Source organism: Kitasatospora indigofera (genome assembly GCF_014655955.1).
Lineage (GTDB): Bacteria > Actinomycetota > Actinomycetes > Streptomycetales > Streptomycetaceae > Kitasatospora > Kitasatospora indigofera.
In genome coordinates, this window is sequence record NZ_BNBO01000010.1 from 24,192 (window position 1) to 38,584 (window position 14,393).

A 14,393-nucleotide genomic window follows, 5' to 3' on the forward strand; every position below is an offset into this window, starting at 1 on the left:
CGACCGGGCCGGCGCCCCGATCCGCCTCCGTCCGGCACCGAAGCGGACAGTTCCGGACAGATCGGGTCAGGGCCGTGACGTGCGGCCCTCGCGGCCCGTCGTGGCGCTAGCGTGCCCGTCCTGAGCCGGCCGGTGCCGCCGGTACGGGCCGGCCCGAGCCGGACGGCCCCTCCGGCGCCAGGCCGGACGAAAGGAGGACGCCACCATGGCGTCGCACAGGAAACCCAGGTGCAGCACCCTCACCGGCCGGGCCCGCCGGACGGCCGCCGGCGTGGTGGGGGCGGCCGCCGCCTCCGTCACCGTCCTCGCCCCCGCCGGGCACGCCGAGCCGCGGCCGGCCCCCGAGCAGGTCCGGGCGCAGCTGGACGGGCTGTACCAGGAGGCCGAGCAGGCCACCCAGCGCTACGACGGGGCCAGGGAACAGGCCGAGGCCCTGCAGCGGCAGGTGACCGCGCTGCAGGACGACGTCGCCCGGCGGGCCGCCGCGATGGAGGCCACCCGCGAGCGGCTCGGCGAGCTGGCCGCCGAGCAGTACCGCGGCGGCGGCTTCCCGCCCGGGTTCCAGCTCGCCCTCTCGGACGACCCGCGGCAGTTCCTGCAGCGCGCCGGCATGCTCGACCAGGCCGGCGCCGTCGAACGCCAGGTGCTGGAGGAGTTCGGCCGGCAGCGGCTGGCGCTGGACACCAGGACGGCCGAGGCCCGGCTGCGGCTCGCCGACCTCGACGCCCGGCAACGCGAGCTGGCCGCCGAGAAGGCCACCGTCCAGGACCGGCTGAACCGGGCGCAGGCCCTGCTCGCCCGGCTCGCCGCCGAGGAGCGCGGCACCGCCGACCGGGCCTCCCGTGACAGCGCGCGGCCGGACCTCGGCCCGGACCCGGGCGCCGTCGCCGCCTCCGGCCGGGCCGCCGAGGCGATCGCCTTCGCCCGCGCCCAGCTCGGCAAGCCGTACGTCTGGGGCGCCACCGGCCCCGGCTCGTACGACTGCTCGGGCCTGGTCCAGGCCGCCTGGGCCGCCGCCGGGGTCAGCCTGCCGCGCACCACCTACGACCAGATCGACGCCGCCCGGCGCATCCCGCGGGACGCACTCCAGCCCGGTGACCTGGTGTTCTTCTACTCGGGCGTCACCCACGTCGGCCTGTACACCGGCGGCGGCCGGATGATCCACGCACCGCACCCCGGGGCTCCGGTGCGCTACGAGAGCATCGACGTGATGCCCTTCGCGGGCGCCGTCCGGCCGTCCTGACCACGCCGCCGGACAATCATCCGGAAAAACTTCGGCCCCGCCTGCAACCTCCGGGGCGGACGGACGTCTTCAGGGAGGAAGGGCACGGAGAGCGAGACCGGCGCAGCCGGGGGGCGCACTCCGCTCGTAACGAGCGGGGCCGGTCACCTTCACCCACCACGTCGTCAGCACCACGCCTCCGGGGAACACATCATGCGCGCGTCCGCCATCTCCACTTCCACGAAGAACGCCCCCTCGATCTCCCGCCGGTCCAAGATCGTCGGCCTGGCCGCCACCCTGCTCCTCGGCGGCGCCGTCCAGCTGCTCCCCGCGGACACCGCCTGGGCCTGCGCCGACGGCCGGCTGACCGGGGGCGCCGTCGTCCACGACGGCGTCCACCCGGTCGCGCCGGACGCCGCCTTCACGGCCGGGAGCGCCCGCTCCGTCGACGCCGGCGGCGCCTGGGCCTCGTTCGGCGTCAGCATCCACAACACCACCGGCGGGGTGCAGTCCGGGGTGCGCCCCAGCTTCGGGATCCACTCCCCCGGGCGGGCGAGGGCCCTGACGCCGCAGGACGTGCGGGTGGAGATGCTGGTGCCGGGCGGCGGCTGGGAGCGGCTGAAGCTCTCGGTCAACTGCACCGGGGTGGTCGAGGCCGAACCGGCCTACCGGCAGCGGCTGGACGACGGCGGCACCGCGGTGGTGCAGATCCGGCTGGCGCTCACCCCCGGTGCCCCGCAGGACCGGACCGAGCTGCAGGTGCTCACCGACAGCCACACCGCCGTCTCCGAGACCCCGGGGCTGACGGACCGCCGCACGGTGAGGATCAGCCGCCCGGCGGCCGGGCCCACCGCCAGGACCACCCCCGCCGGCAAAGCCACCCGCACCGCGAAGGCCCCGGCCCCGGTCGCGACGCCCGCCCCGGCCGTCGCCCCGGCCGCCGTCACCGCCCCGGCACCGGCCGGCAGCACGCCGGCCGCCGCTGCCGGGCCCGCCGCGTCGCCCGCCGTGCCCCCGGCCGCGCCCGCCCGGCTGGCGCAGACCGGCGGCAGCCGCAGCACCGGCCCGCTGATCGGGGCCGGCGGCGCCCTCGTCCTGCTCGGCGCCGGCGGCGTCCTGGTCGCCCGTCGCCGCGCCCGCGGCTGACCCCTCGGCCGCACGCGCGCCGGACATGCACCGGGCCCGGCGCTCCGTCACCGGAGCGGCGGGCCCGCGTCGTACGTGAACCCCCGTCAGACCAGCCGGCGCGCCGTCGCCCAGCGGGTCAGCTCGTGACGGTTGCTCAGCTGGAGCTTGCGCAGCACCGCCGAGACGTGGCTCTCCACCGTCTTCACCGAGATGAACAGCTGCTTGGCGATCTCCTTGTACGCGTAGCCGCGGGCGATCAGCCGCAGCACCTCGCGCTCGCGCTGGGTCAGCCGGTCGAGGTCCTCGTCGACCGGCGGGGTGTCGGTGGCGGCGAAGGCGTCCAGGACGAAGCCGGCCAGCCGCGGCGAGAAGACGGCGTCGCCGTCGGAGATCCGGAAGATCGCGTTCACCAGGTCGGTCCCGGTGATGGTCTTGGTGACGTAGCCGCGGGCGCCGCCGCGGATCACCCCGATCACGTCCTCGGCCGCGTCCGAGACGGACAGCGCGAGGAAGCGCACCCCCTGCGGGTCCGCCATCAGCGAGGCGGACCGCCGCAGCACCTCGGCCCCGCCGCCGCCGGGCAGGTGGACGTCGAGCAGCACCACGTCCGGCCTGGTCTCGGCGACCACCCGGACCGCCGACTCGACGTCGTCGGCCTCGCCGACCACGTCGATCCCGGTCACCTCGGTGCGTCCGATCTCGGCCCGCACCCCCGTGCGGAACATCCGGTGGTCGTCCACCAGGACCACCCGGGCCACCCTCCCCGCGCCTTCGGCCGGGGGTACCCCCATGGCCCCACCTGCAGGCTCAGTCATCAGCTCTCTCCATCTCCAGCTCGACCTCGGTCCCGCCGTCCGGCGCGGGCCGCACCCTCGCGGTGCCGCCGTTGCGCTTCATCCGGCCGATGATCGACTCGCGAACGCCCATCCGGTCCTCCGGCACCTCGTCCGGGTCGAAGCCGGGCCCGTGGTCGCGTACGAAGACCGACACCGTGCGCCCCTCCACCTCGGCGTAGACCTGGACCGGTCCCCCGCCACCGTACTTGGCCGCGTTGACCATCGCCTCCCTCGCGGCGCGCATCTGGGCCGAGATCCGCTCGTCCATCGGGCAGTCGCCGACGCAGACCAGCTCCACCGGCACCCCGTGCCGGTCCTCGACCTCCGCGACCACCTCGCGGATCCGCTCGGCCAGGGTGTCCGGCGCGGCCTCGGCGGCGGCCTCCGGGCGGTACAGCCACAGGCGCAGCTCGCGCTCCTGCGCGCGGGCCAGCCGGAGCACCTCCTTCGGGTCCTCCGCCCGGCGCTGGATCAGGGTGAGGGTGTGCAGCACCGAGTCGTGGACGTGCGCGGCGATCTCGGCCCGCTCCTGGGCCCGGATCCGGGCGGTGCGCTCGGCGCCGAGGTCCTGCCACATCCGCAGCGCGTACGGGCCGACCAGGACCAGCACGCCGGCGAGGACGGCGATCGAGGCCTCGATCACCGAACCGATGGTGGAACCGGTGCCCTGGAGGATCAGGAAGCCGATGATGCCCGCCACCACCAGCAGCACGCCGGCGCCGACCCTGGTGTAGGCGCCGCGCCGCCGCTCGCCCTCCTCCAGGCCGAACCAGCGCTGCCAGCGCGAGTCGTCGGCCTGGCGCCAGACCAGCGCGACGCCGACGCCGATCGCCAGCAGCGGCCAGGTGTACGGCTTGGCGGTCTGGATGTTCAGCGCGTTCAGCAGCGCCATGATGCCGATCACCAGCATCACCAGGGCGGCGAGCTGGCCCAGGCCCTGCTTCCCGGCGCCGTCGCGCTCCGCGGGCGCCGCGGCCCCCTCCTGGACCGGCGGGGCGGCCGCGGCGGGCAGCGCGGGCTCGCCCTGGAAGGTCCGCTGGAGCAGCTCCCGCAGCCGGGCCACCCGGCCCGGCCCGCCCTTGCGCAGCGCACTGCCGCTCTGGCCCGGCGCGGCCGGCACGAAGGCGCCGTTGACGTACGCCCAGTGCGCGGCGCTGCCGGGGGCCGGCTCGCCGATGCCGATCGGCACCACGAACCAGAACGCCGCGTACAGCAGGGCGCCGATCCCCTGCGCGAAGAAGAGCAGCACGAACGCGGCCCGCACCCAGGTGACCGGCAGCCCGAGGTGCACGGCGAGGCCGTGCGCGACGCCGCCGAGCATCCGCCCGTGCGGGCTGCGGTAGAGCCGGCGGTAGGGCGGGCGGCCCTCGGCCGGGAGGGCCGGGTCGCCACCCGCCGCCGACGGGGTGTCAGGGACGTGGGGTTTGGGATCGGTACCGGGTGCTGCCACGCCACCGATGGTCACACGGGCGCGGGCCCGGGCGCATCAGGGTGAGCCCCGAGGATCTCTCAGGGACAAGTCAGGGTCCGGACAGGGCCGGCAACGGTTGGGCAACCGCCCGCGGGCCACCAGGATGGAGGCATGACGGACGACCACCAGACGCCGGGGGCGGGGCCGCTCTCCCCGCCGGAGACCGAGCGCCCCCCGCTGACCCGCAGCGAGCACCACCGTGTGGTGGCCGGCGTGTGCGGCGGCCTGGGCCGGCACCTGGACATCGACCCGGTGGTGTTCCGGGTGGTGATCGCGGTGCTCTGCCTCTCCGGCGGGCTCGGCCTCTTCCTCTACGGACTGGCCTGGCTGGTGATGCCGGCCGAGCCCCGGGAGGGCCGCGAGGGGCGCACCGAGCTGCAGCGGGTGCTGACCGGCCGGGTGGACGGCCAGTCGATCGGCGCGGTGCTGCTGACCGTGATCGGCACCGGGGTCTTCTTCTCCTCGATGGGCGACGGCGACCAGCTCTTCCCGCTGCTGCTGCTCGGCGGCCTGGTCTTCCTCGCGGTGCGCCACGACCCCGAGCACCGGCGCGGCGGGCGGCCGCGCCGGCGCCGGCGCGGCCGGCGGCACGGCGGCCCGTACGACCGGCTGTACCCGCAGGCGCCCTTCCAGGACGGACCGGCGGTGGCGGGCGGGCCGGCCGGGGCCGAGGACCGGCAGGACGCCGAGGCCCGGGCCCGGCACGCCCGGGAGCGCGAGGCCGGCACCGTCCCCCTGGACACCCCGCACCCCGGCCCGACCGGCTACCTGTGGGACCCGCGCCACCCCGAGCGCAACCCGTACGCGGGCCCGTACCCCGGCCCCGCCGCGGCGCCCGGCGCCCCGGCCCGGCCCTGGTGGCAGCGGACCGACCTGCCGGAGGGCGACCCGCTGCGCAAGGGCCCGGCCCCGGCCCGCGCCGGGCGGCCGTCGCCGCCCGCGCGCTGCCGCGACCGCTCCTCGCTGGGCACGCTCGGCCTGCTGGTGACGCTGGGGGTCTGCGCGGCGGTCTGGGTCCGGCCCGGCGGCCTCGGCAAGGACGTGCTGCTCAGCACCGTGATGGCGGCGCTGCTGCTCGGCATCGGCCTGACCCTGCTGGTCGGCGCCAAGTTCGGCCGGGCCCGCGGGCTGGTGGTGCCGGCCCTGCTGCTGACCGTCGCGCTGGCCTCGACCGGCCATTCCCGGGCGACGGTCGGCGACGCCTTCGGCGACCGGGTCTGGGCGCCGGCGACCGCGGGCGAGCTGCACGGGGAGTACCGGCTGGGCGCCGGCAGCGCGACGCTCGACCTGCGCGGGCTGGACCCGGCCGGGGGCACCCTGAGCACCACCGCCCGGGTCGGCGCGGGCGACCTGACCGTCCTCGTACCCCCGGATGTCGTGGTCGAGGTGCGGGCGAGGCACATCCTCGGCAACGTACAGATCACCGGGATCGACGACACCGGCGACAGCAACGACCGCACGTACGAACTGCACCCGCTGAACGGGCAGGCACCGAAGGGGACGCTCGACCTCACGCTGACGGTCGGGCTCGGCGACATCAAGGTGGTCCAGGCATGAGGAAGCACCGGCTCGACCTGTTCTCGCTGATCGCGGGGGCCCTCTTCACCGTGGTGGCCACGCTCTACCTGGTGGCGTCGCTGAACGACTTCTCGGTGAACGGGCGGATAGTCATCCCGGTGACGTTCATCGTGCTCGGCGCGGCGGGCCTGGCCGGCGCGGTGCTGGCGATGGCCCGGCGCGGCCGCACCGAGGCGCCCGCGGCCCCGCGGACGGCGCCCGGCGCCCCCGGCACCCCCGAGGGCGACCTGGACGCCCACCTGCGCGAGCTGGGCCTGCTGGACGGCGAGCGCCCCGGGGCGGACGGCCGCTGAGCCGTCCCCGGCGGGGGACGGCTCAGCGGTCCGGCGGCCCGGAGGGCCACCGCGGGGGCGGCCGGTCAGGTCTGGAGCGGGCCCAGGTTGAGCTTGTCGCCCTCCTTGGTGACGGTGTACTTGGGCAGCGGCTTGGTCGCCGGGCCGTTGATCACCGCGCCGGTGGCGGCGTCGAACTTCGAGCCGTGGCAGGGGCAGTACATCTGGCCGTTCTTCGGGGCGTCGACCGCGCAGCCGGAGTGCGTGCAGACCGAGGAGAAGGCGCAGTACTGGCCGGCCGTCGGCTGGACCAGGTAGACGGCGTCGCCGGTGGCCGGGTCCTTGACCTGGGCCGAGCCGCCGACCGGGACGGCGGAGACCGCCACCGAGGCCACCGGGCCGGCCGGCACCGGGGTCGGCGCGGCCGTCTGCCGGGGCTTGACCGTCCTGTCCCGCCCGAAGGTCGCCGTCAGCGATCCGGCGAGGAGCCCGGCGCCGCCGATCGCCACCGCCGCGATCGAACCGTCCACCAGGGAGCGGCGCCGGATCTGCCGGCCGCCCAGGCCCCGGGCACGGTCCCGGCGGGCCCGCGCGACGAGGTAGCCGTCCACCGAGAGGTACGGGGTGCCGGCCAGCACCAGGGGGGTCCAGGCCATCAGGTAGGCCAGGTCGTTGCCCAGGTAGTACGGCGTGACGCCCCAGCTGACGGTGAACCAGAGGCCGGCGCTGATCAACGCGCCGCCGGTGGCCGCGATCCGGCCCCAGAGGCCGAACAGGGTGCCGAGCCCGACGGCCAGCTCGCCGAAGGCGATCAGCAGCGCGAAGAAGGTCGGCGCGTCCAGTGCGGGCCCGAGCAGGAAGGAGACCGGGCTGGCCGCCTTCACCGCCTGGGTCTGCGAGACGAAGGAGGCCGGGTCGCCCGCGCCGGCCAGGTAGTGCGCGTCCGACAGCTTGTCCAGCGCGGCGTACACGAAGGTCACCCCGAGGAACAGCCGCAGCGGCAGCAGCGCGTACTGCGAGGCGAGCCGCCTGAGCCGCTCCACCCGGTCGCCGCCACCGGGCTCCGTACCGCCCGGCCGGTCGTTGCTGGCCTGCGACATGCCTCCACCTTCCCTCTCGGCCCGTCAGCCCCCTGACAGATCCGGTCCGATTCTGCCCGTTGCCGAGCGTTTTCGGTGGGAGGGCCCACCCGACGGGCGGCCCCCGCACCGCGAACGGCCGCGCCGTCGCTCCCATGGGTACGGGTGCGACGGCGCGGCTGTTCAGTCCGGCGGGAGACTACTCCCACTCGATGGTGCCCGGCGGCTTGCTGGTGACGTCCAGCACCACGCGGTTCACCTCGTCGACCTCGTTGGTGATCCGGGTCGAGATCTTCGCCAGCACCTCGTAGGGCACCCGCGACCAGTCGGCCGTCATGGCGTCCTCGGAGGAGACCGGGCGCAGCACGATCGGGTGGCCGTAGGTGCGGCCGTCACCCTGCACGCCGACGCTGCGGACGTCGGCCAGCAGCACGACCGGGCACTGCCAGATCGAGCGGTCCAGGCCGGCCGCGGTGAGCTCCTCGCGGGCGATGGCGTCGGCCTCGCGGAGCAGGTCCAGACGCTCCTTGGTGACCTCGCCGACGATCCGGATGCCCAGGCCCGGGCCCGGGAACGGCTGGCGCTGGACGATCTCCTCCGGCAGGCCGAGCTCCTGGCCGACCATCCGGACCTCGTCCTTGAACAGCTTGCGCAGCGGCTCGATCAGCTCGAACTCGATGTCGTCGGGCAGGCCGCCGACGTTGTGGTGCGACTTGATGTTCGCGGTGCCGGTGCCGCCGCCGGACTCGACCACGTCCGGGTAGAGCGTGCCCTGCACCAGGAACGCGACGTCCTCGCCGGACGCGCCGGCCTCGGCCACGATCTCGGCCTGCGCCTGCTCGAAGACCCGGATGAACTCGCGGCCGATGATCTTCCGCTTGGTCTCGGGGTCGCTCACCCCGGCGAGGGCGGCGAGGAAGCGCTCCTCGGCGTCGACGACCTTCAGCTGGATGCCGGTGGCCGCGACGAAGTCCTTCTCGACCTGCTCGGTCTCGCCCTTGCGCATCAGGCCGTGGTCCACGTACACGCAGGTCAGCTGCGAGCCGATGGCCTTCTGCACCAGCGCGGCGGCGACCGCGGAGTCGACCCCGCCGGAGAGCCCGCAGATCGCGCGCTTGCTGCCGACCTGCTCGCGGATGAGCGCGACCTGCTCCTCGACCACGTTGGTGGTGGTCCAGTTCGGCTCGATGCCGGCGCCCCGGTAGAGGAAGTGCTCCAGCACCTGCTGGCCGTGCGTGGAGTGCATCACCTCGGGGTGGTACTGGACCCCGTACAGCTTCTTCTCGTCGTTCTCGAAGGCCGCGACCGGGACCACGTCGGTGGACGCGGTGACGGTGAAGCCCTCCGGCGCGGCCGAGCAGGCGTCGCCGTGCGACATCCACACCGACTGCTCGGCCGGGGTGCCCTCGAAGAGGGTCGAGCCGGTCTTGGAGACGGTCAGCGGGGTGCGGCCGTACTCCCGGGCGCCGTTGTCGTCGACGGTGCCGCCCAACGTGGTGGCCATCAGCTGGAAGCCGTAGCACATGCCGAAGACCGGGACCCCGGACTCGAACAGCGACCGGTCGACGGTCGGGGCGCCCTCGGCGTACACGGAGGACGGGCCGCCGGAGAGGATGATCGCCCGGGGGTTCTTGGCCAGCATCTCTTCCACGGGCATCGTGCTCGGCACGATCTCGCTGTAGACCCGGGCCTCACGGACGCGGCGGGCGATGAGCTGGGCGTACTGGGCGCCGAAGTCGACGACCAGGACGGTGTCGGCCGGCGGTACGGAGTGGTCGGGGGTAGCAGAGGACACGAACGGCCTTCCGGCAGCGGAACGGGAGGTGCCACACGCCACGGCGCCCGGCAGGGCGGCGGCGGGTGGTATGTGGGGGTGTCGGCCCCCAGTCTACCGGCCCGCCCGGGGCCCCCCGCTTCACCCGGTACGTCACCCTGTTGGCACCGTGACCGCCCGGGCCGCCGGCTCGTTTCTCCTCACGACCGTACGACCGCGACGCACCCGCCTGGTGCGCCGCCTCGGCCCCGCAGTCCGGGGGCGGCTCCGTACGGGCTTGCAGGACCACGCGTGGAGCTCATCGCCAGTCCACCGGCGCACGTGGCGCCGCCGCCGTCCCGGTCAGCCGGGGAGGCGGCCCGCCGTGGGACCGTGCGCGGGTGCCGCGACCGGACAGCAGGGGACAGCGACCCCGGCCGCGACTGGGTCCAAGGAGGTGGGGCGGCCCGCGCCCGGGGACGCCCGGGCGCGGGTCGCCGCACCCCCGTACCGTCCCGCCCCGGCGCGCCACCGTCCCGCGCGCGCCCCCGTCCCGCGCGCGCCCCCGTCACCCACCCCGCCCCGGCCCGCGGGCCGCTCCCGTCCCCCCTGTCCCGGGGCCGGCCGGAGCACCCGTCCGCGCCGACGGCGCGCGTCCCCCGGCGCCGCGCGCCGCTACGCGCGTCCCCGTGCGCTCCGGCCCGCGGCAACTACTCAACGTGATCATCACCCGCCGTGCCCGGCCCGGTCCCGGAACCCCGGCCCGCCGCCCCGGCCGGCCCCCGGCGGACCTCCCGACGGGCCTCCCGGCGGCCCTCCTCGCGGGCCCCGCCGCGAAATGGACTGTGCCGAACTGCGTCGAACCGGTTGCAGAGCAAGGGGCCCGTCCAGCACGATGCTGGTTGAGGGGGGTTCGCCCGGCGGCCGCGGTCAGGCCGGCGGCGGGTCCGTGCCGGTGCCGCCGCAACCCGTCGGCGACAACGGTTATCACCTCACGCTCCGTGAGCGTTGGCCCGTCCGGACAGGCACGGCGGGCCGCGCACGACCGCGCACACGCGCCGCACCCCGGCTCACCCACGCCGGCCGCGGGCGCGACATCCGAAGCCATCCGCCGCGACGGCGCTCTTCCCCCGGCGCCGTCACCCCAGCACCGGCGCAGCCCTGACGCCGAGTGCTGAGCGACAAAGGGCCCCGTTCCCCCGCGGGGCCCTTTGCCCTTTCCCGGCCCCGGCCGCTACGAGTCCGCCGGGTCCTGCTTGCGCCAGACCGAGGAGTCCTCGGCCGTGGCCCGGCCGCCGCCCGCCGGCCGCACGCCGTCGTGCGGGTCCTGCCCCCGCGCGCCCGCGCCGAGGGAGTCCGCGCCGTGCGAGTCCAGCAGGTCGCCCGGCGCGGGCACCACCGCGGCCGGGGCCCCGGCGTCCGGCCCGTCGTCGTCGTGGCCGCCCTGCGCGGGCACCACCGGCGCGGCCGACGCGGGCCCGCCCGGACCGGCCGCGGGCCGGCGCGCGCCCAGCGCGGCGAGCAGCGGCGGCAGCGCCAGCGCGCCGGCCGCCGCCCAGAGCAGGCTGGCCGCCAGCGCCGAGCCGAAGACCAGTCCCACCGAGGAGTGCTCCCCCCGGCCCAGCACGGTCGCCCGCCCCTCGTTCGTCCCCTCGACGCTCATCGAGGCCCCGGCGAGCAGGAACAGCAGGCTCAGCGCGGCACTGTGCACCACCGCCAGCCGGATCCGGTCCGCCACGTCCAGCCGGCGGCGGAACGCCGTCCAGCCGAGCAGGGCCGCCGTCGCCAGGGCCAGCAGAGCCGTCCAGCGCCAGTCGCCCGGCAGGTCCTTCAGGTCGAAGAAGGAGTACTGGAACCGGCCGGGCGTGTAGCCGTCACCCTCGCCCTGCTCCAGGTAGCCCTGCCGGCCCGCCTCGAAGGTCGCCCCCGAGCCGAAGCCGAGCAGCAGCAGGCCGAGGTTGGGCAGGAAGGCCAGCGAGGCGAGGGTCGCACCGCCCTCGCCCTGCACCGCGACGATCACGAAGGCCGTCACCGAGGCCAGGGCCACCGCCGAGGCGATCACCCGGCCCGCCGTCAGGCCGGCCACCGCCCAGCCGCGCACCCCGGCGTTGCGCCAGGCCGCCCAGCGCAGGGCGTCCGTCCCGTACACGGCCAGCGCGATCAGCCCGGCCAGCAGGAAGGTCCAGCCGAGGGCCTGCACCCAGCCGGCGTCCAGGTCGAAGGCGGGGCCGCCGAACAGCCCCTCGTACCGGTCCTCGTCGTAGCTCCCGCGGCCGCGCTCGGCCGGCTGCCAGCGGGTGCCGCAGAGCAGGCCCAGCACCAGCGTGACGGCGGCCGCGACCAGCCCCGTCCTGGCCGCCTCGCCGAAGGCGAACGCCCGGCCCGCCTGGCCGCCGGTCCGGGCCTGCCGGCGGCGCAGCCCGGAGCGCAGCCCGGCCCAGAGCGCCAGCGCCCACAGCAGGGTGACGGTCATCGGGAGGACCCGCAGGGTGTAGTCGAGCGACCACGACGACCGCCCGCTCCCCATCGCGAGCAGGCCCTCGAAGGGCGCGCCGAGCGCGGCCAGGGCGGCCGCCAGCGAGCCGCCGTAACGGGTGCCGAACGGCGCCGGGAACTCACCGCCGTAGCTGCCCGGGACGGCCGCCAGCAGGGCGGCGAGCAGCAGCACCACGGTCGGTGCGACCACCACCCGCAACGCCGGGCGCCAGTCCGAGCCGGTGAACCAGCGCAGCGCGGCGGGCTGCGCCCCGCCCGGGGCGAGCGCCGTGCCCGCACCCCAACTGCCCACCGCCGGGGCGCCGGAGGGCGGCGGCGGTGCGACGGGCGGCGCGGGCGGCGCGACCGGAGGCGCGACGGCCGGTGCAACCGGCGGCGCGGCCGGGGGGACGACGGGCGGTGCGGCCGGCGGCGGTGGTGGCGCGAGCGGCCGGTCGCAGGACGCGCAGCGCTGCGCCCCCTGCGCCGAAGCAGCCCCGCACGATGCACAGATGGCCATAGCCGCGTCCCCCGTCGTCGCAAGCCCTCGATGAGCCCCTGTTTATCCCATCGGCCGTCCGAGCCTGTCAACCACCGACGGTACGGGCCCGAACTCCCGCCCGGGAGCGGTCAGTCCGGCTCCGCCGGGGCCTGCCGGGCCGGCACCGCCGGCACCGCGAGCAGCGGCAGCCGCAGCTCCCCGAAGGCGCCCTTCGGCACCGCCGGCCGCACCGGAGCCACCGCCGCGACCCGGCGGTACTCCTCGCCCTGCGCCGGACGCCGGTCCGCCTCGCCCTTGTTGGGCCACATCGACATGGCCCGCTCGGCCTGCGCGGTGATCGTCAGCGAGGGGTTGACCCCGAGGTTCGCCGAGACCGCCGAACCGTCCACCACGCTGATCCCCGGGTACCCGTACAGCCGGTGGTACGGGTCCACCACACCGGTCTCCGGAGCGTCGCCGATCGGGCAGCCGCCGAGGAAGTGCGCGGTCATCGGGATGTCGAGGATCTCCCCGACGGTGCTGCCGGGGAACCCGTTGATCTCCGCCGCGAGCGCCTTGGCGCCCTCCTCGGCGGCCGGGATCCAGGTCGGGTTCGGCTCGCCGTGGCCCTGCCGGGAGGTCAGCTTGCCCTTGCCCAGGCCCTTGGTCTTCAGCGAGACGGTGATCGAGTTGTCCAGCGACTGCATCACCAGGCCGATGATGGTCTTCTCCGACCACCGGTGCAGGCTCATCGAGCGGACGAAGTTGACGGGATGGGTGGCCGCCGTGACCGCGTAGGTCAGCCATCGGGGCGCCCGGCCCCCGCCGGGGACCTGCTGCACCGAGAGCGCGCCCATCGCGTTGGAGCCCTTGCCGTAGCGCACCGGCTCGATGTGGGTGTTGGCGTTGGGGTGGATCGAGGAGGTGATCGCGACGCCCTTGGTGAAGTCCGCCTTCGAGCCGTAGCGCCGGTCGCTGGTCTGCGCCCCCACCAGGGCCTCGGAGTTGGTGCGGGTCAGCTCCCCGAGCCGGGCCGAGATGCCGGGCAGGTGACCGCCGTCGCGCATCCGGTGCAGCAGGGTCTGGGTGCCGTAGGTGCCCGCCGCGACCACCACCCGGGCCGCCGTGATGGTCCGGGCGCCGGCCTTGGCCCGGTCCCGGGAGCGCGAGTCGGTGCGCCGCACGTCGACCGCGAAGCCCTCCCCCTGCTCCCGGATCCGGGACACCGTGGTGAGCGGGTGGATCTCGGCGCCGCCGCGCTCGGCCAGGTAGAGGTAGTTCTCGGTGAGCATGTTCTTCGCGCCGTGCCGGCAGCCGGTCATGCACTCGCCGCACTCGATGCAGGCCCGCCGCCTGGGCCCGGCGCCGCCGAAGTACGGGTCCTCGCTCTCCGCGCCGGGCGCGGCCTTCGCCGTCCCTCCCGCGGACTCCGTCCGGGAGGCGTCCACGGCGTCCTTGCCGTCGCCGAAGAACACCCCGACCGGCGCCAGGTGGAAGGTGTCCCCGACGCCCATCTTCTCGGCCGCCGCCCTGAGGTGGACGTCGGCCGGGGTGACGGTCGGGTTCAGCCGGACGCCGAGCATCCGCTGCGCCTGGTCGTAGAACGGCGCCAGCTCCTCCTGCCAGTCGGTGATGTGGCTCCACTGGCGGTCCTCGAAGAACGGCTTCGGCGGTACGTACAGGGTGTTGGCGTAGTTGAGCGAGCCGCCGCCGACGCCCGCGCCGGCCAGGATCAGCACGTTCGCCAGCAGGTGGATCCGCTGGATGCCGTACAGGCCGAGGGCCGGCGCCCAGAGGTAGTTCCTGGTGTCCCAGGAGGTGGCCGGGAGTTCGTCCGCCCGGAACCGGCGGCCGGCCTCCAGGACGGCGACCCGGTACCCCTTCTCGGTGAGCCGCAGGGCGGTGACCGAGCCGCCGAAGCCGGAGCCGACCACCACCACGTCGTAGTCGAACTCGTCGGCCTCCGCGGGCCGCCGCCCCTCCGGGGTCGCTTCCGGTGACACTGCCATCGCCCGCTGCTCCTTCGCGTTGCCGGCCGGCGCACCACCGGCCTACCGATCGACTGCCGGACCCTGCCCCGGGGTCCGGGGGCCCGAGG

General features: G+C 75.9%; 10 protein-coding genes and 1 pseudogene. 4 read left to right on the forward strand and 7 right to left on the reverse strand.

Going from position 1 to position 14,393, the window contains the following annotated elements; genetic code table 11:
* Positions 1-205 precede the first annotated feature (205 nt).
* Positions 206-1,243: a C40 family peptidase gene (locus IE329_RS11820; RefSeq protein WP_190210824.1), complete on the forward strand. Its 1,038-nt coding sequence runs from the start codon at positions 206-208 to the stop codon at positions 1,241-1,243.
* 192 nt (positions 1,244-1,435) lie between these two features.
* Positions 1,436-2,368, forward strand: coding sequence for an LPXTG cell wall anchor domain-containing protein (locus tag IE329_RS11825; protein WP_190210825.1), 933 nt, complete (start codon positions 1,436-1,438; stop codon positions 2,366-2,368).
* Positions 2,369-2,454: 86 nt separating this feature from the next.
* On the opposite strand, the gene IE329_RS11830 is transcribed toward IE329_RS11825, so the two are convergent.
* Both IE329_RS11830 and IE329_RS11835 read right to left on the reverse strand, forming a co-directional pair.
* A complete protein-coding gene (locus IE329_RS11830) occupies positions 2,455-3,165 on the reverse strand; it encodes a LuxR C-terminal-related transcriptional regulator (RefSeq protein ID WP_073924255.1) in 711 nt (236 codons plus the stop codon).
* Positions 3,158-4,636, reverse strand: coding sequence for an ATP-binding protein (locus IE329_RS11835; RefSeq protein ID WP_229927373.1), 1,479 nt, complete (start codon positions 4,634-4,636; stop codon positions 3,158-3,160). Before IE329_RS11835 ends, IE329_RS11830 begins: the two co-directional genes overlap by 8 nt.
* Positions 4,637-4,768: 132 nt before the next feature.
* On the opposite strand from IE329_RS11835, the gene IE329_RS11840 reads away from it, so the two are divergent.
* Both IE329_RS11840 and IE329_RS11845 read left to right on the forward strand, forming a co-directional pair.
* The gene (locus IE329_RS11840; protein ID WP_190210826.1) at positions 4,769-6,214 is read left to right on the forward strand and encodes a PspC domain-containing protein; all 1,446 of its coding nucleotides are present in this window, start codon (positions 4,769-4,771) and stop codon (positions 6,212-6,214) included.
* Positions 6,211-6,528, forward strand: a complete 318-nt coding sequence (locus IE329_RS11845; RefSeq protein WP_190210827.1) for a hypothetical protein — start codon at positions 6,211-6,213, stop codon at positions 6,526-6,528. The genes IE329_RS11840 and IE329_RS11845 overlap by 4 nt, the downstream gene beginning before the upstream one ends.
* 65 nt (positions 6,529-6,593) lie before the next feature.
* Here IE329_RS11845 and IE329_RS42015 read toward each other — a convergent pair whose 3' ends face one another.
* The 5 genes and pseudogenes from IE329_RS42015 to IE329_RS11865 form a co-directional block, all read right to left on the reverse strand.
* The gene (locus tag IE329_RS42015) at positions 6,594-7,037 is read right to left on the reverse strand and encodes a QcrA and Rieske domain-containing protein (RefSeq protein ID WP_229927383.1); all 444 of its coding nucleotides are present in this window, start codon (positions 7,035-7,037) and stop codon (positions 6,594-6,596) included.
* Positions 7,038-7,085: 48 nt separating this feature from the next.
* Positions 7,086-7,607 (reverse strand): annotated as a pseudogene (locus IE329_RS42020) (DoxX family protein); the annotation flags it as partial.
* 178 nt (positions 7,608-7,785) lie between these two features.
* Positions 7,786-9,381: a glutamine-hydrolyzing GMP synthase gene (gene guaA / locus IE329_RS11855; RefSeq protein ID WP_190210829.1), complete on the reverse strand. Its 1,596-nt coding sequence runs from the start codon at positions 9,379-9,381 to the stop codon at positions 7,786-7,788.
* A 1,192-nt stretch (positions 9,382-10,573) separates the two neighbouring features.
* The gene (locus IE329_RS11860; protein WP_190210830.1) at positions 10,574-12,127 is read right to left on the reverse strand and encodes a hypothetical protein; all 1,554 of its coding nucleotides are present in this window, start codon (positions 12,125-12,127) and stop codon (positions 10,574-10,576) included.
* A gap of 317 nt (positions 12,128-12,444) precedes the next feature.
* Entirely contained in the window at positions 12,445-14,304 is a 1,860-nt protein-coding gene (locus IE329_RS11865; protein ID WP_190210831.1) for a GMC family oxidoreductase, read from the reverse strand.
* Between the last annotated feature and the right edge of the window lie 89 nt (positions 14,305-14,393).

What these genes read in the sequence shown, in the direction of transcription:
- IE329_RS11820 (WP_190210824.1), top strand. Translation starts at nt 206, where the DNA reads ATGGCGTCGCACAGGAAACCCAGGTGCAGCACCCTCACCGGCCGGGCC.
- IE329_RS11825 (WP_190210825.1), top strand. Translation starts at nt 1,436, where the DNA reads ATGCGCGCGTCCGCCATCTCCACTTCCACGAAGAACGCCCCCTCGATC.
- IE329_RS11830 (WP_073924255.1), bottom strand. Translation starts at nt 3,165, where the DNA reads ATGACTGAGCCTGCAGGTGGGGCCATGGGGGTACCCCCGGCCGAAGGC.
- IE329_RS11840 (WP_190210826.1), top strand. Translation starts at nt 4,769, where the DNA reads ATGACGGACGACCACCAGACGCCGGGGGCGGGGCCGCTCTCCCCGCCG.
- IE329_RS11845 (WP_190210827.1), top strand. Translation starts at nt 6,211, where the DNA reads ATGAGGAAGCACCGGCTCGACCTGTTCTCGCTGATCGCGGGGGCCCTC.
- IE329_RS11865 (WP_190210831.1), bottom strand. Translation starts at nt 14,304, where the DNA reads ATGGCAGTGTCACCGGAAGCGACCCCGGAGGGGCGGCGGCCCGCGGAG.